Origin of the sequence: Clostridioides sp. ZZV14-6387 (genome assembly GCF_020657835.1) — a bacterium.
GTDB classification, from domain to species: Bacteria; Bacillota; Clostridia; order Peptostreptococcales; family Peptostreptococcaceae; genus Clostridioides; species Clostridioides difficile_A.
This window is the reverse complement of the sequence record NZ_JAGWCW010000032.1, coordinates 32,405-50,611: the sequence shown is the minus strand read 5'-3', so window position 1 is coordinate 50,611 and position 18,207 is coordinate 32,405. Positions and strand designations below refer to the sequence as shown.

At 29.8% G+C, this 18,207-nt stretch carries 11 protein-coding genes and 8 tRNA genes; all 19 read left to right on the top strand.

From position 1 onward, the window contains the following. Positions 1–79 precede the first annotated feature (79 nt). Positions 80–155: transfer RNA gene (locus KGF38_RS16930), tRNA-Phe, on the top strand. Between the two features lie 6 nt (positions 156–161). Further along, positions 162–238 (top strand) — tRNA-Met (locus KGF38_RS16925). A gap of 11 nt (positions 239–249) precedes the next feature. Next, positions 250–326: transfer RNA gene (locus KGF38_RS16920), tRNA-Ile, on the top strand. Between the two features lie 20 nt (positions 327–346). After that, positions 347–423: transfer RNA gene (locus KGF38_RS16915), tRNA-His, on the top strand. An 8-nt stretch (positions 424–431) separates the two neighbouring features. After that, positions 432–507, top strand: a tRNA-Lys gene (locus KGF38_RS16910). 7 nt (positions 508–514) lie between these two features. Continuing rightward, a tRNA-Cys gene (locus KGF38_RS16905) sits at positions 515–588 on the top strand. Positions 589–596: 8 nt separating this feature from the next. Next, positions 597–673: transfer RNA gene (locus KGF38_RS16900), tRNA-Arg, on the top strand. Between the two features lie 12 nt (positions 674–685). Further along, positions 686–761, top strand: a tRNA-Val gene (locus KGF38_RS16895). A gap of 75 nt (positions 762–836) precedes the next feature. Next, positions 837–1,250, top strand: a complete 414-nt coding sequence (locus KGF38_RS16890; protein ID WP_054275548.1) for a hypothetical protein — start codon at positions 837–839, stop codon at positions 1,248–1,250. Positions 1,251–1,552: 302 nt separating this feature from the next. Beyond that, a complete protein-coding gene (locus KGF38_RS16885) occupies positions 1,553–4,984 on the top strand; it encodes a pyruvate carboxylase (protein ID WP_054268640.1) in 3,432 nt (1,143 codons plus the stop codon). A gap of 241 nt (positions 4,985–5,225) precedes the next feature. Further along, positions 5,226–7,154, top strand: coding sequence for an elongation factor G (locus KGF38_RS16880; RefSeq protein WP_054268641.1), 1,929 nt, complete (start codon positions 5,226–5,228; stop codon positions 7,152–7,154). Positions 7,155–7,605: 451 nt separating this feature from the next. Next, positions 7,606–8,070 (top strand): CtsR family transcriptional regulator, encoded by a 465-nt coding sequence (locus KGF38_RS16875; protein WP_054268642.1) that lies wholly within the window; start codon positions 7,606–7,608, stop codon positions 8,068–8,070. A gap of 6 nt (positions 8,071–8,076) precedes the next feature. Further along, complete coding sequence (locus KGF38_RS16870) at positions 8,077–8,571, top strand: UvrB/UvrC motif-containing protein (protein ID WP_044211945.1); 495 nt, start codon at positions 8,077–8,079, stop codon at positions 8,569–8,571. Between the two features lie 15 nt (positions 8,572–8,586). Beyond that, positions 8,587–9,612 carry a protein arginine kinase gene (locus tag KGF38_RS16865; protein ID WP_054268643.1) on the top strand — a complete coding sequence of 342 codons (1,026 nt, stop codon included), beginning with the start codon at positions 8,587–8,589 and terminating at the stop codon, positions 9,610–9,612. Next, positions 9,599–12,046, top strand: coding sequence for an ATP-dependent Clp protease ATP-binding subunit (locus KGF38_RS16860; RefSeq protein WP_054268644.1), 2,448 nt, complete (start codon positions 9,599–9,601; stop codon positions 12,044–12,046). Before KGF38_RS16865 ends, KGF38_RS16860 begins: the two co-directional genes overlap by 14 nt. Before the next feature lie 179 nt (positions 12,047–12,225). Beyond that, entirely contained in the window at positions 12,226–13,599 is a 1,374-nt protein-coding gene (radA, locus tag KGF38_RS16855) for a DNA repair protein RadA (RefSeq protein ID WP_054268645.1), read from the top strand. Between the two features lie 2 nt (positions 13,600–13,601). Further along, a complete protein-coding gene (gene disA, locus KGF38_RS16850; RefSeq protein ID WP_054268646.1) occupies positions 13,602–14,672 on the top strand; it encodes a DNA integrity scanning diadenylate cyclase DisA in 1,071 nt (356 codons plus the stop codon). A gap of 88 nt (positions 14,673–14,760) precedes the next feature. Beyond that, on the top strand, positions 14,761–15,855 hold the full coding sequence (locus KGF38_RS16845) for a PIN/TRAM domain-containing protein (RefSeq protein ID WP_021382466.1): 1,095 nt from the start codon (positions 14,761–14,763) through the stop codon (positions 15,853–15,855). A gap of 128 nt (positions 15,856–15,983) precedes the next feature. Next, complete coding sequence (locus tag KGF38_RS16840; RefSeq protein WP_054268647.1) at positions 15,984–18,161, top strand: hypothetical protein; 2,178 nt, start codon at positions 15,984–15,986, stop codon at positions 18,159–18,161. The last annotated feature ends 46 nt before the right edge of the window (positions 18,162–18,207 follow it).

Here is an 18,207-nt window from a genome sequence, read left to right as displayed (position 1 = left end):
AGTGGTTTAAGGAGCTGGTCTTGAAAACCAGTGACTTCGAAAGGGGCCGTGGGTTCGAATCCCACCCTCTCCGCCAAATGCCCAGATAGCTCAGTCGGTAGAGCAGGGGACTGAAAATCCCCGTGTCGGTGGTTCGATTCCGCCTCTGGGCACCAAAATATGGCGGTATAGCTTAGTTGGCTAGAGCGTTCGGTTCATACCCGAAAGGTCATAGGTTCGACTCCTATTACCGCTACCAAAATTTAATGTGGGCCATTAGCTCAGTTGGTTAGAGCGCCCGGCTCATAACCGGTAGGTCTGGGGTTCGAGTCCCTGATGGCCCACCACATTAAATTATGAATACATGGTGGGTATAGCTCAGTTGGTTAGAGCGCCAGATTGTGGCTCTGGAGGTCGTGAGTTCGACTCTCATTATCCACCCCAACTAATACGGTCTATTAGCTCAGTCGGTAGAGCACCTGACTTTTAATCAGGGTGTCCCGCGTTCGAGTCGCGGATAGATCACCAAAAAGGCGGCGACATAGCCAAGTGGTAAGGCAGTGGACTGCAACTCCTTGATCCCCAGTTCGAATCTGGGTGTCGCCTCCAATAAAAATGCGCTCATAGCTCAACTGGATAGAGTGTCTGACTACGAATCAGAAGGTTAGGGGTTCGAGTCCCTTTGGGCGCACCATATAAACATCGAGGGATTATAGCTCAGCTGGGAGAGCACCTGCCTTACAAGCAGGGGGTCACAGGTTCGAGACCTGTTAATCCCACCAGTGCAAACCTCTAGTAATTTTACTAGAGGTTTTATTTTTGATTAAAAAAGTTTTTATATTTTGGAGGTAAGGAACTTGTATATAATAATAGGAAATGAAATAGTTGATAGCGAAGAACTAAAAGTAACTATAGATAAAAATAGCAAATTTAAAGTTGAAAAAGATTTAAGTAAAAGTACAAAGAGAGAAGATGTAATTGCGTATCAGTTAAGTATAGATTTGAGTTACTTAGATACTATAATAAGTGAACAATATGATTCTGTTAACTTATCTGATGAAGAAAAATTTGATGAATATATGACTTTATCTGATGAACTTGCACTAGATTTAGAAGAATTTATGCCAAAATACACAATAATAAATGCTAGAGCATATAAATTAGATGAGGTAGATGGAGTCGTAAAAATAATATTGGCTATAGCTTATGCAGATTTAGGTCATTTAAAACTTTCAGATGTAGTGAAGAGGGTATCTAGACAAATAGATTAGGGTATGAACGATATTAAAAAAATATATAAAATCTTACGTAAAGATGAAAATAATTATGTAAACGTAAGAAAAAACAGTATAAAATCAAGTCAATTGTAGAAATTTTCACATAAATTTGCCTGAAATTCCATAAAAAATGCCTTAATTTTAGTGAGGTAAATTGAGTTTACACAGTCTAAAAATTACTTATATTTATAAATTTATCTTATTAATTAAGGAACTTGCTTAAACATCTTCAAAAATAAAGTATTTTAGTCTATAATCTTTAATATTACACAAACAATAAAGGAGAAGAATAGAGTATGCTTAAAAAGTTTAATAAAATACTAGTAGCTAATAGAGGCGAAATAGCTATAAGAATATTTAGAGCCTGTTCAGAATTGGGGATAAAAAGTGTTGGTATATATAGTAAAGAAGATAAATATGGATTATTTAGAACAAAAGCAGATGAATCATATCTGATAGGGGAAGGCAAAGGTCCAATAGATGCATATCTAGACATGGATGGAATAATTGACTTGGCGAAGAGAAAAAAAGTTGATGCGATACATCCAGGATATGGTTTTCTAGCAGAGAATGCAGAGTTTGCTCGTAAATGTGAAGAGAATGGAATTACTTTTATAGGACCATCATCTAAAGTAATGAATATGATGGGAGATAAGATAAATTCTAAGAAAATCGCAAAAGAAGTTAATGTTCAAACTATACCAGGTGTAGAAAAAGCAATAAAAAGTACTGAAGAAGCAAAAGAAGTTGCAAATAAAATAGGTTATCCTGTTATGATAAAAGCATCTAACGGTGGTGGCGGTAGAGGTATGAGAATTGTACACCGCGAAGAAGACTTAGAGATTGAATATGAGACTGCTTGTAGTGAATCAAGAAAAGCTTTTGGAGAAGATATCATATTTATAGAAAAATATATAGCTGATCCAAAACATATAGAAGTTCAAATATTAGGAGATAACTATGGAAATATAGTTCATTTATACGAAAGAGACTGTTCTGTTCAAAGAAGACACCAAAAAATAATAGAATATGCCCCAGCTTTTTCACTAGATGATAAAGTAAGACAAGAAATATGTGAAGATGCAGTTAAATTATCAAAACATGTTGGCTATTCTAATGCTGGTACATTAGAGTTCTTAGTAGATGCTAATGGTGGACATTATTTTATAGAAATGAACACAAGAGTACAAGTTGAACATACTGTAACAGAGATGGTTACAGGAATAGATATAGTTCAAAGTCAAATACTAATAGCTCAAGGTTATAGTTTAGATAGTGAAGAAATAAATATAAAATCACAAGATGATGTAGAAATAAGAGGGTATTCTATCCAATGTAGAATAACTACAGAAGACCCTAAGAATAAATTTATGCCTGATACAGGAAAAATTCAAGTTTATAGAACTGGTTCAGGATTTGGTATAAGACTAGATGGTGGAAATGGATTTACAGGTGCAAATATAAGTCCTCACTATGATAGTTTGTTAGTTAAAACAATTTCTTGGGATAGAACATTCCAAGGAGCTATAAATAAAACTATAAGATCAGTAAAAGAGCTTAGAGTTAGAGGAGTTAAAACTAATGTAGGATTCTTAGTTAATGTTTTAAATAATCCTATATTCTCAAATGGTAAATGTAGTACTAAGTTTATAGATGAAAATCCAGATTTATTTGAAATAACAGAAAGTAAAGATAGAGGTACAAAATTACTTCAATTTATAGGGGATGTAATTGTAAATGATAATGCTTGTAAAGAAAAACCATTATTTGATGCGTTACATGACCCAAGAATGGATAAAGATGGTTCAAAGGCAGAAGGAAGCAAAATACTTTTTGATAAGTTAGGTAAATCTGCATATATAGAAAAGATAAAAAATGATAAGAAATTGTTGCTAACAGATACAACAATGAGAGATGCACATCAATCATTATTAGCAACAAGAATAAGAACATATGATTTATTAAAAGCTGCTCAGCCAACAGAAAAATATCAAAAAGATTTATTCTCACTTGAAATGTGGGGTGGAGCTACTTATGATGTTGCATATAGATTTTTAAAAGAATCACCTTGGCGTAGATTACAAAAGCTAAGAGAGGAAATACCAAGTATAATGTTCCAAATGTTGCTTAGAGCATCAAATGGAGTTGGATATAAAAACTACCCAGATAATGTAATAGAAGAATTTACAAAAGAATCTGCTAGACAAGGTATAGATGTATTTAGAATATTTGACTCATTAAACTGGGTTGAAAATATGAAACCATCTATAAATACAGCTTTAGAAACTGGAAAAATTGTTGAAGCAACTATGTGTTATACAGGTGATATACTAGATAAGACTAAAACTAAGTATAATCTAGAATATTATATTAAGATGGCACAAGAATTAGAAAGTTTAGGAGCAGATATAATAGCAATAAAAGATATGTCAGGACTTCTTAAACCATATTCAGCTTACACTCTAGTTAAAGAGCTAAAGAAAAATATAAAAGCACCAATACATTTACACACTCATGATACAAGTGGAAATGGTGTAGCAACTTGTTTGATGGCATCAGAAGCTGGTGTAGATATAATTGATGCTGCATTAGAATCTATGGCAGGGCTTACAAGTCAACCGTCACTTAATGCGATAGTAGAAGCTCTTAAAAATACAGAAAGAGATACAGGTATAGATTTATTTGGATATGATGAGTTAGGTAAATATTATAAGGATTTAAGAAAAGTCTATAGCAAATTTGAAAGTGATTTAACTAACTCTTGCGCAGAAATATATAATTTTGAAATACCAGGTGGTCAATATACAAACTTAAAACCTCAAGCTGATAGTTTAGGATTAGTTAATAGATTTGACGAAGTTAAAGAAAAATATAAAGAAGCTAATGAAGTAGTAGGAGATATAATAAAAGTTACTCCATCTTCAAAGGTTGTAGGAGACTTAGCTATCTTTATGACTAAAAATAAATTAGATAAAGACAATATAATTGAAGAAGGTAAAAACTTATCATTCCCAGATTCTGTTGTGGACTACTGTAAAGGTATGATTGGTCAACCAGAAGGTGGAATACCAAAAGATTTACAAGAAGTAGTTTTAAAAGGCGAAGAAGCTATTACAGTAAGACCTGGTTCATTATTACCAGCAGAAGATTTTGATGAAATAGCTAAATATCTGGATGAGAAATATGATATAAATGCTAATATAAGAAATGTTATAAGTTACGCTTTATATCCAAAAGTTTATGAGGATTATATCAAGCATTTACAACACTATAATGATATATCTAAACTTGAAAGTGATGTATTCTTCTATGGTTTAAATAAAAATGAAGAATGTGAAGTAGAGATAGAAGAAGGTAAAGTATTAACAATAAGATTAGTTGAAATCGGTGAAGTTAAGGAAAATGGATTTAGAACTATAGGATTTGAATTGAATGGAATGGTTAGAGAAGTAGAAATAAAAGATAGAAACTTCTCTGGTAAAATTCATAATGTTGAGAAAGCGGATATGAATGACCCTCTTCAAATTGGAGCAAGTATACCAGGAAAAGTTATAAAAATAATGGTTAAAGAAGAAGATGAAGTAAAAGCTAATCAACCACTAATAGTTATAGAAGCTATGAAAATGGAGACTATAATAGTTGCTAAGACTGATGGAGTAATTAAGTCAATCAAAGTAAAAGAAGATGATATGGTTGAAGATAAACAATTATTAATGATAATGAAATAATTGAATTAAGATAATTAAAAAAACACTCTAGAACATTTAATAAAAAATGTTTTAGAGTGTTTTTATTTATTTAAATTAAATTTTTGTTAAAAAAAAGAGGAAAATTACATCCATATGTAGAAATAAAGCTAGTAAGGAAAATGTTATCTAAAAATTCTAAAAATAATAAACATTTTCTGGACTATTTCTTAGGAAATAACAGCTAAGAGAAAATACATAAATTTAAAAGGTGGGTGCTTATATGAAGGTTTATGATAGTAAAATGTTGAGAAATGTAGCGGTATTAGGACATAGCGGATGTGGAAAAACAAATCTAATCGAAACTATAGCTTACACAGCAAACACTAATAAGATACCTAAATTAACAGACAAGGTAAATATGACTTATAGTATGGGATTAATACCTATAGAGTATAATGATTATAAGTTTAACTTATTGGATACCCCAGGATATTTTGACTTTAGCGGAGACGTTGTATCATCTCTTAGAGCAAGTGATGCAGCAATAATAGTAATAGATGCAACAGCACCTATTCAAGTTGGTACAGAGAAATCATTGGAACTAACTGAGAGTATTCCTAAGATAATGTTTATAAATAAAATAGATAATGAAAAAGCAAGATATAAAGACGCAATAGCAATGTTAAGAGAAAAATACAACAATAAGATAGTTCCTATGATAAGTCCTATATATAAAGATAAAAACTTTGTAAAGTTACATAATGTATTTGAAAACATAGATGATTTAGAAGGTGAATTCAAGGAACAAGCTATGAGTGTTAAAGAAGCATTAATGGAGCTTATAGCAGAGACAGATGACCAAATATTAGATAAATATTTTAATGGTGAAGAATTAACTACAGAAGAAATACAAAAAGGTATTGTTATAGGGATACAAAGAGGTGATATTATACCTGTAATATGTGGTTCAACTATAAATAATATAGGAACAAAAGAAATATTAGATACTATATCAAATTATCTAGAACCTATTTTTACAGAAGAAAGTAAACCATTTAGAGGATTGGTATTTAAGACTATGGTTGATCCATTTGTTGGTAAAATGTCATATATAAAAATTACTGAAGGTGTACTTTCTAAAGATAAAGATATCTTTAATATAAATAAAAATGTAAAGGAAAAGATAGCTAATATATATACATTGAAAAATAGTGAATTAGTGGAAGTAGAAAAAGCTAAAGCTGGAGATGTAGTAGTCGTAACTAAAATTAACTCTCTAAAAACAGGAGATACCATATCTATAGATAAAGATGCAGAAGCTTTGGAGAATATAGATTTCCCTAAGCCACAAATATACTATGCAGTAACTCCTAAGAATAAAGGTGATGAGGAAAAAGTAGCATCTGTATTAAATAAACTAGTAGAAGAAGACCCTACATTACATTCTTATAGAAATACAGAGACAAAACAAGCCCTTTTAGGAGGACAAGGAGAACTTCATATAAAAACAATTAAAAATAAAATGAAAGATAAATTTGGTGTTGATGTTGAATTAAATGACCTTAAAGTTCCTTATAGAGAAACTATAAAAGGGACAGCAGATGTACAAGGAAAACATAAAAAACAATCAGGTGGTCATGGTCAATATGGAGATGTAAAAATAAGATTTGAAAGATGTGAATCTGATTTTGAATTTACAGAAGAGATATTTGGAGGTTCTGTACCAAAACAATATATACCTGCAGTTGAAAAAGGTCTAAAAGACTCTATGCAAAAAGGTGTATTAGCTGGTTATCCTGTTACAAATATAAAAGCTACACTTTATGATGGTTCATATCATGATGTAGACTCTTCTGAAATGGCCTTTAAAATGGCAGCAAGTGCAGCTTTTAAAAAGGGTATGGAAGAGGCTCATCCAATACTACTAGAACCTATAATGAAATTAAAGATAACTGTGCCAGAAGAATATATGGGAGATGTTATGGGTGATATAAATAAGAGAAGAGGAAAAATATTTGGAATGGAGCCAGATAATAAAGGTAAACAAATAATATTTGCAGAAGCTCCACAGGCAGAAACATTTAAATATGCAATAGATTTAAGAGCAATGACACAAGGTAGAGGATACTTTGAAATGGAATTAGCAAAATATGGAGAAGTACCATCACAATTTGCAGAAAAAATAATTGGATTAGCTACTGCAAAATAATAAGCAAAATATAATAGTAAATAATTAATAGGATACTATTAAAAATATTTTTTGTATTTAAACTAGGTATAGGTTTTTTAGACAAACATATACCTAGTTTTTTATGTATTTTTAATGGATAAAAAATAAAAAGTACTTTCTTAAAAGGTTTAATAAAAAGAAAGTATTTTTTTATTATTATTTTTTAGAAATGTTTAATAATAAAAGTGAGAAGGTATATTTAAAATATAGAAGATATATAAAAGTATTGAGACCTAATAAAGCAAAAGTTTTAAATTTATTTATTATAAGTATAATAAATAAAACCTTACAATCAGTGAAGTCATAAACTCATATCTAGATTGTTATAAAAAATATAAAAATATATAATTTAGGGCTTTAAAAATTTAAATAATAGGTGTAAAATAATAGTCAAAGAAAGTCAAAATTAAAAAGGTGTGTGGTGATATTAATGGCAACTATGACAGATATAATTGAAAAATTTATTAAAGATTTGATGGAAGAAGATAATAGCATACAAATTCAAAGAAATGAACTAGCAAACTTGTTTAGTTGTGCACCATCACAAATAAATTATGTGTTAACAACAAGATTTACAATAGATAAAGGATATTATATTGAAAGCAAAAAAGGTGGCGGAGGATATGTTCAGATAGAAAAAATACGAAAAAGTAAAGATGGGCATATTAGAGAACTTTTAAATGAAAAGATAGGAAATCAAATATCATATAAAAAAGCAAAAGAATTATTGGAAAGTTTAAAAGAGTCAGGTCTAATTAGTGAAAGAGAATTAAAATTAATATTATATGCAATAGATGATAAATCATTATGTATGCCAATATATGAATTAAAAGAGAAGGTAAGGTCTAACATTCTAAAGAATATAATAATAGGGTTATTTAGTATAGAGGAGTGATAGTTTATGCTATGTCAAAAATGTAATAAGAATAAAGCATCCGTATATTATAATAAAATAGTCAATGGAGAAAAGACAGAAATGTACCTATGCAGTGAATGTGCAAAAGAGAATACAGAAATGAATTTTAATTTAGATATGCCTTTTTCAATGATGGATATATTCTCTAACTTAGGATTTCAACCAAAAAAAGAACTTGAAGAAAAGTTGGTTTGCCCAAACTGTAATATGACATACAGTGAATTTAAGAATAATGGAAGGTTTGGATGCAGTGAATGCTATAATGCATTTAGTAGTCAAGTAAATCCTATGCTTCAAAATATACATGGACATATAGAACATACAGGTAAGGCACCTAAAAAATCTTTTTATAAGATAAGTGTAGAAAATGAGATTAAGGAATTAAAAGAAGACTTAGATAGAGCTATAAAAAATGAGGAGTATGAATTGGCTGCTCAGTTTAGAGATAAAATTAAATATTTAAAAGGTTCTATTGACTAAGATTGGAGTGATATTATGAGAGAAAACATAGTCATGAAATCAAGAGTTAGGCTAGCTAGAAACTTAAATAATTATCCTTTTCCAAATAGATTAGATAAAGAAAGTGCTATGGAAATAATAGAAAAAGTAAAAAATGTATTTATGAATTCTAGTTTAGAACAAAAAGAAGAGTTTGATTTCTATAAAATTGAAGATTTAGATGAATCTAAAAAAATGCTTATGGTTGAAGAACATATAATAAGCCCTGATTTAGCGGAAAATGATAAAAGTGCAGTTATAGTAAAGAAAGATAAAACTGTAAGTATAATGATAAATGAAGAGGACCACATAAGAATACAAACTATGTGTGATGATTTAAATTTAGAATATGCATATAACATAGCAAATGAGATAGATGATTTGTTAGAATCAAGTTTAGAATACGCATTTAGTACAAAGTTAGGTTATCTTACATCTTGCCCAACTAATACAGGTACAGGAATGAGAGCTTCTGTAATGATGCATTTACCAGCATTAAGTCAACTAGGTTATATGGATGAACTTTATAAAATATCCTCACAAATAGGGATAGCTATAAGAGGTATATATGGAGAACGAACAGAAGCATTAGGAAACATATATCAAATATCCAATCAACTTACACTTGGAAGAACAGAATCTAACATCATAGAGAATGTAAGTGGTCTTACAAAAGATGCAATTTCAAAAGAAATAAAATCAAGAGAAATATTGCAAAAAAAATTAGGTATAAAATTAGAAGATAAAATATTTAGATCAATAGGTATTCTTGAAAATTCAAGAGTAATGAGTAGCTCAGAGGCTATGAGTCATCTATCAAATATAAAAATGGGCATAGAAATGAACTATATAGATAAATTAGATTTAAAAGCTATAGAACAACTTATGATAGGTATACAACCTGCACATCAGTCAATAATGTATAAGAGTGATGATGTTGAGAATAGAGATATAAATAGAGCAACATACATTAGAGAGACTTTGGAAAAATTAAGAGGAGGGATAAATTATGAACTTCAATAGATTTACACAAAGAGCTAAGAAGGCAATAGATTTAGCATTTGAATCAGCTAAAACCTTAGGACATAATATTGTTGGAAGTGAACATATACTTCTAGGTCTTTTAAGAGAAGAAGAAGGTATAGCTGCTAAGGTTCTAAGTAAAGTTGGATTTACAGAGGCTTATTTAGAGGGTAAAATAATTGATATGGAAGGCAAAGGAGACGGGATTCCAGAGGATATAGTATTAAGTCCAAGAAGTAAACAAATACTAGAACTATCAGGAATGTTTGCAAATAAATTAAAAACAAATTATATTGGAACTGAACATATACTATTATCTATCATTCAAGAAGGTGAAGGAATAGCTAATAAGATTTTAAATTATGCAGGAGTAAATGATAGAACTCTTGCCCAATTAACAATTGATATGATGGGAATTAGTGATAAAAATCAATATAAAGCAGAAAATAGTTACACGAGCAACCAAAATCAAGTGGAGTCTAAGGTACTTGATAAGTATGGAAGAAACCTTACTCTATATGCAAAACAGAATAAAATAGACCCAGTAATAGGTAGAGAAAAAGAAATACAAAGGGTAATACAAATATTAAGTAGAAGAACAAAAAATAATCCAGTGTTAATAGGAGACCCAGGAGTGGGTAAAACAGCTATAGCGGAAGGTTTAGCAACAAATATAGCTCTAGGAAATGTACCAGAAACATTAAAAAATAAAACATTATACTCTTTAGAAATGGGTTCTTTATTAGCAGGTGCTAAATATAGAGGAGAATTTGAAGAGAGAATCAAAGAAGTTGTAGATGAAGTTGTTAAAAATGGAAATATAATTTTATTTATAGATGAAATGCATACTATAATAGGAGCTGGGTCTACAGGAGAAGGCTCTATAGATGCATCGAATATATTAAAGCCAGCTTTAGCAAGAGGGGAAATACAAGTTATAGGTGCAACTACAATTGATGAATATAGAAAGCATGTTGAAAAAGATTCCGCACTAGAAAGAAGATTCCAACCAGTTATGGTAGATGAACCAAGTAAAGAAGATTCAATAAAAATATTAGAAGGATTAAGGGATAAATATGAAGCTCATCATAAAGTTAAGATAACTGACGACGCTATAAAGTCAGCTGTAGAATTATCAACTAGATATATATCAGATAGATATCTACCAGATAAAGCTATAGACTTGATTGATGAAGCCGCATCAAAAGTAAGATTAAAGGAAAATACACCTCCTTCAGAAATAAAAAAATTAGAACTAGAAATAGAAAATATAGATAAAGAAAAAGAAGAAGCTGTAAGATGCCAAGATTTTGAAAAAGCAGCAAAAATAAGAGATGAACAAGGTCTACTAAAAAAACAATTAGAAGATGTAAGAGAAAGATGGAATAAATCATCTAAACACTCTGATTTAGTTGATGGAGAAGTTATTGCTGAAGTAGTTGGCTTATGGACAGGAATACCTGTTAATAAAATTCTTGAAGAAGAAGCTGATAGACTTCTAAGACTTGAAGAAATCTTACACAATAGAGTCATAGGTCAAGAGCAAGCAGTAAAAGCTATCTCAAAGGCAATTAGAAGGTCAAGGGCAGGTCTTAAAGACCCTAATAGACCAATTGGTTCATTTTTATTTTTAGGTCCTACAGGAGTAGGTAAAACGGAGTTATCTAAGGCATTAGCAGAGGTACAGTTTGGAGATGAAAATCAAACAATAAGAATAGATATGTCTGAATATATGGAAAAACATGCTGTATCAAGAATGATAGGTTCACCTCCAGGTTATGTTGGTCATGATGAAGGTGGGCAATTAACTGAAAAGGTAAGAAGAAATCCATATTCAGTTATTTTATTTGATGAGATAGAAAAAGCTCATCCAGATGTATTTAATATTCTATTACAAATCTTAGATGATGGTAGATTGACTGATTCAAAAGGGAGAACTGTAGATTTCAAAAATACTATCATAATAATGACATCAAATGTTGGGGCATCTACGATTGGAAGACAAAAAACTTTAGGTTTTAGTATAGCTAAAGGAGATGAAGAAGAAAAGTCTCAATATGAAAAAATGAAAGAAAATATAATGGGTGAATTAAAACAGAGATTCAGACCTGAGTTTTTGAACAGAATAGATGATATAATTGTTTTCCATTCATTAAATGAAAACCACATATCAAAAATAATACTTTTAATGGTGGCTAAGTTACAAGAAAGACTAAAAGAAATGGATATAAAATTAGAAATGAGTGACGAAGCCGTTAAATTAATTTCTAAATCTGGATTTGATTTAGAATATGGAGCAAGACCTCTTAAAAGAGCTTTACAAAAAGAGTTAGAAGATGAATTATCTGAAGCAATATTAAAAGGTGATGTGAAAAAGGGAAGTAAAGTAGTAGCAAAAGTAAAAGATGAAAAAATAGTTTTTGAAACTAAATAATTTAATAGAGTTGCATTTTAAAATCTTGTAGATACAAGTTTTATAACTTAAACAAAATTTTAAGGGCAATGAATCTATAATAATTCATTGCCCTTAATTATTTTATTTAATCTTTACATATTGTCTTTCACATATGCTAAAATTATAGTATATAATAATAAATTAAGGATGATAAAAGTATGGCAAAAATAAAAACAAAATATGTATGTCAATCTTGTGGATATGAAACAGCTAAATGGCTTGGAAAATGTCCTGAATGTACAAAGTGGAATACATTTGTAGAAGAAGTAGACCAAAAAAGCACAAAAAAAGAGGTCTTTATAATAGATAAATCTTCATCTAAACCAGTTAGTATAAATTCAATAGAAAGCAAAGAAGAAGAAAGATTTACAACCGATATAAATGAACTGGATAGAGTACTTGGAGGAGGTATAGTTAAAGGTTCCTTAGTACTTGTTGGTGGAGACCCTGGTATAGGTAAGTCGACACTCTTAATTCAAGTTTCTAGTAACGTTGCTAATTTGGGAAAAACTGTTTTATATATAACTGGAGAAGAATCAGAATCTCAAATAAAAATGAGAGCTAAAAGATTAGGAATTAACTCAGAAAATCTGTATATATTTGCTGAAAATAATTTAAGCATAATTGAATCTTATTTAGAAAGTGTAAATCCAGAATTAATAATTCTAGACTCAATTCAAACTGTCTTTAGTCCAGAAATATCCTCGGCACCAGGAACTGTCAGCCAAATTAAAGAAGGTACTTCAAAATTTATGAAAATTTCTAAAAAAATGGGTATTTCAACATTTATAGTTGGTCATGTGACAAAAGAAGGCTCACTAGCAGGGCCAAAATTATTAGAGCATATGGTTGATACTGTTCTATATTTTGAAGGTGAAAGATATAATACTTATAGATTAGTGAGAGCTGTCAAAAATAGATTTGGCTCAACGAACGAACTTGGAGTATTTGAAATGAGAGATTTAGGATTAGTAGAACTTGATAATCCATCTAAAATTTTAATATCTGAGAAACCTAAAGATGTGGCAGGGTCAGTAATAATATCTACTGTAGAAGGTACAAGACCGATGTTACTTGAATTACAGGCATTAGTTTCACCTACAAGTTTTGGTATACCAAAGAGAACATCTACAGGTGTAGATTATAATAGAGTAGGTATGTTATTAGCAGTATTAGAAAAACGTGTAGGATTGCAAATACAAAATCAAGATGTCTATATAAACATAGTTGGAGGGATAAAAATAAATGAACCTTCAATTGATTTAGGAATAGCTATTTCTGTAGCATCTAGTTTTAGAAATATACCTATAGATGAAGATATAGCTGTTACAGGAGAAGTGGGTCTTACAGGAGAAGTTAGAGCAGTAAGTTTTATAGAAAAGAGAATAGCTGAATGTAAAAAACTTGGATTTAAAAAGATAGTAGTTCCTAGAAGTAATTATGAGGTTGTAAAAGACACCAAAGGTATAGAAATATGGCCAGTAGATAACTTAAGACAAGCCATAAATATAGTGCTTGGGAGGAATCAATAAATATGGAGAACTTTCTAGATAATAAAAATATGTTATATGCATTAAAAATGATATCTCCTGGAACTCCACTTAGATTAGGTCTAAACAATGTACTAAGAGCTAAGACAGGTGGCTTAATTGTAATTGCAACTAACGAAGATGTAATGAAAATAGTAGATGGTGGATTTGCTATAAATGCAGAATATTCGCCATCATATTTATATGAATTAGCTAAAATGGATGGAGCAATAGTTTTAAGTGGTGATATAAAGAAAATACTATTTGCTAATGCACAACTTATACCAGATTATTTTATAGAGACATCAGAAACTGGAACAAGACATAGAACAGCTGAAAGAGTAGCAAAACAGACTGGTGCTATAGTCATAGGAATATCACAAAGAAGAAATGTTATAACAGTTTATAGAGGAAATGAGAAGTATGTGGTCGAAGATATATCTAAGATATTTACTAAGGCAAATCAGGCTATACAAACTCTAGAAAAATATAAGACCGTATTAGATCAAGCTATAACAAATTTAAACGCTTTAGAGTTTAATGATTTGGTAACTATTTATGATGTTGCATTAGTCATGCAAAAAATGGAAATGGTAATGAGAGTTACAAGTATAATTGAAAAATATGTGATAGAATTGGGTGATGAGGGAACTTTAGTAAGTATGCAATTAGAAGAATTAATGGGTACAACTAGAATAGATCAGAAATTAATATTCAAAGATTATAATAAAGAAAATACAGAAATAAAGGAACTTATGAAAAAAGTTAAAAATTTAAATTCAGAAGAACTAATAGAATTGGTTAATATGGCAAAACTATTAGGGTATAGTGGTTTTTCAGAAAGTATGGATATGCCTATAAAAACAAGAGGCTATCGAATTCTTAGTAAAATACATAGACTACCAACAGCAATAATAGAAAACTTAGTAAATTATTTTGAAAACTTCCAGCAAATATTAGATGCGTCTATTGAAGAATTAGATGAAGTTGAAGGAATAGGTGAAATAAGAGCAACATATATAAAAAATGGACTCATAAAAATGAAACAATTAGTATTATTAGATAGACACATATGATGAATTTTAAATGAATTTTACTACTTTTTTCTTGAATATAATATACACTTTGGTCTATAATAGATAAGTATAACTAGGGGGTGAAGCATTGATAAGGAAAGTAACAAGGATATTGTTTATTTTACTTGGATTTACGATAGGTATAACGACCTATTTAACATTAATGAAAGATTTTGAAATATTAACATTTGGGAAAGAAACATATGGTTATATCGCAGCTGTAGTAGCAGGTATAATAATAGCCATTTTAGGATATCTTATAGAACCATGGGTTGTAAATAGAGTAAAAGAAATTGCTAAAATAGTGGATAAAGAATTATCAAAATATCCTCAAACTGATATATTGTTAGGGTCTATGGGGCTTATAGTAGGATTTGTGATTGCATATTTATTAAGTGGATTAGTAAATAGAATACCAATAGTAGGTGGGATACTATCTTTACTATTATATTTATTCCTAGGATATCTTGGAATGAAAGTTGCGCTTAAAAGTAAAAATGATTTATTTAATATTGGAAAATTAGGAAGATTAGCAAATCCTATTAAAGATAAAGATAAGGACAAAGAAAATAAAAAAGATATAAAAGCAATTCCTCCAAAAGTATTAGACACAAGTGTAATAATTGATGGAAGGATAGCAGATATTTGTAAAACAGGATTTATAGAGGGAAAACTTATTATTCCTGCTTTTGTTTTGGAGGAACTAAGACACATTGCAGATTCTTCAGATGATTTAAAAAGAGTAAGAGGTAGAAGAGGTCTGGATATATTAAATATAATTCAGAAAGAATTAAATATAGAAGTTGAAATAAGTGAGAGAGACTTTGACGAAATAGCTGAAGTTGATAGCAAATTACTAAAGCTTGCTCAAGTTTTAAATGGAAAAGTTGTTACCAACGATTATAACTTAAATAAAGTTGCTCAATTCCAAGGTGTTGAAGTATTAAATATAAATGAGTTAGCTAATGCCATAAAACCAGTTGCGATACCAGGTGAAGATATGGTTGTTCAAGTGGTTAAAGAAGGAAAAGAGGCTCAACAAGGTGTTGCATATCTAGATGATGGAACTATGATAGTTGTTGATGGAGGAAGAAAGCATATGAATGAGACTATAAAGGTGCTTGTGACATCTGTTCTTCAAACTCCTGCAGGTAGAATGATATTTGCAAAACCTAAAAATTAATATATTCAAATAAACCAATAGTTTGGGCTGTTTATTTTAAATAGATGGTCCAAATTTATTTATTTATAACGACAATGTTTAATGTATTCTTAAAGGTGAGGATTTAAATCAGAAAGCAGGGAGAATTTATGAGAAAAAAAATTATATCTTTCTTAGCAACATTTATCATAATATTAACATCGATGAGTCAATATAGTTTTGCAGATGATATGCCAACATATGGAAAAGTAGTATTTATAGATATGAATAGAACTAGTATGAGCAATATGTTGAGAATAAAATCATTGAGAGAAGAACTAGATAATAGAGGATATATCGGTCTAATGAACATAAGAGGCGATAAGGGTAGTGATGACAGACGGTCATATGCTAGTATGGGTGCTGGTGGAAGAGCTAATGTAGCTAATGAAGAAGATATTAATTTTGAGAGCTCAAGTAAAGATAGGGACATAGTTTTTAAAGCAGCTACAGGAAAAAATGCAAAAGGTATAAATAACTTAACCATAAATAAGTCTATAAATGAAAATTTAAACTTTGGGGAGTATGGTTCTGTACTAGGGTCATTAGGTCAAAGTTTATCTGATAATGGGCTAAAAACATCTGTGTTGGGAAATGCAGATATAATTGAAAATGGTCAACTCATAAAAAATAGAAACTTATGCCTAGTTGCAATGGATGAGTATGGGAGAATTCCTAATGGAAATGTAGATAATATAAATAAGAAAGATTTATCTATGCCTTATGGAATATCAACTGATTATAATAAATTGATTACAGAGACTAGAGAAGCTTACAAAAACAATGATGTAGTTTTTGTAGAGCTTGGAGATACATATAGATTAGATTTATATAAACCAAATCTAACTGAAGAAACATATGCGAGCATAAAAAATAACATAGAAAAAAATATAGATGTATACTTAAAAAATGTATTTTCTATGGTTGGAGAGAATGACACTGTTTATATATCAAGTGCATTTCCAAGTGACTTAGATTACAAAAATAAAAGAAGGCTTTCTCCAATAATAAAATTAAATGGTAATGGAAAAGGGCTGTTATCATCTTCAACTACGAGAAGAGAAGGTATTGTGACTAATCTAGATGTTGGAGCTGAGATATTAAATAACTTTGATATAAAAAATCAAAATATGGTTGGAAAGAAGTATGAACTTATTAACAGAGATGATAATAAAGAATATCTGATGGATGAGTACCAAAAGATAGTATCTGTTTCAAGTATAAGGTCTATAATACTTAATGGATTTGTAAGTATAGTCTTCTTGTCGTGGATAGTTGCTATGATTCTAATTTTATTTAGAAAGCATATATCAAAAAATCACAAAGAAACAATATTTTTTATACTAAAAGAATTTCTAAAAATAGGAATAGTAATGCCATTATCATTTATGATAACTCCAATAATGAATTTTAAAACACCAGTAGCAATATCTTTAGGAATAATTATAATAACGCTTACTATATACTTAATAAGCAAAGTTTTAATAAAGAATGATTTAAAAAACATGTTATTCTTTACAGGTTTAACCATATTGATTATGGTTATTGATTCTGCATTTGGTTCATATTTAATGAAAAGTAATGTAATGAGTTATGATTGTATAATTGGAGCTAGATACTATGGAGTAGGTAATGAATATCAAGGAGTAGCAATAGGTAGTGCGATACTTACGTTTGCAGTTTTACTTACATATAAAAAGATACCAAAATGGTCTGTGATAGTTTTTTCTTTAGTTATATTAATTACAAGTGCATCTCCAATTATGGGAGCAAATGTTGGAAGTGCTATTTCTGAATGTGTTGCATTTTTACTATTTATACTATTGATATACAATGTAAAAATAGACTTAAAAAAAGTTGTATTATTAGGTATAGCAGTATTGCTTGTTTTAGGAGTTTTTGTAGCTATAGATATGATTTCAGGAAGTAACTCACATTTAGGTATGTTTGTAAAAGAAATTTATACTAATGGACCAGGAGAAATAATACAAACATTTAGTAGAAAGATAGAGATGAACTTGAAGCTAGCTCAAACCAGTGCATGGGTAAATATACTACTAACTGGAATCGGAGTAATTTTAGTTCTTATGATTAATCAGATTAGATATTTTAAACAATTAATTGATGAATACCCAATTGTATTTAAAGGCTTTATAGCGTCAATAGCAGGATGCTTTGTAACTCTTTTAGTAAATGACTCTGGAATTGTGTCATCAGCTACAGCTTTTATTTATGTAATTGTACCTATGATTATATTAAGTATAAACCTGGTAGCATTAAAAGAATAAGTTGCATATATGCTATGTATAAATATTGATATGTTAATTTAAATTT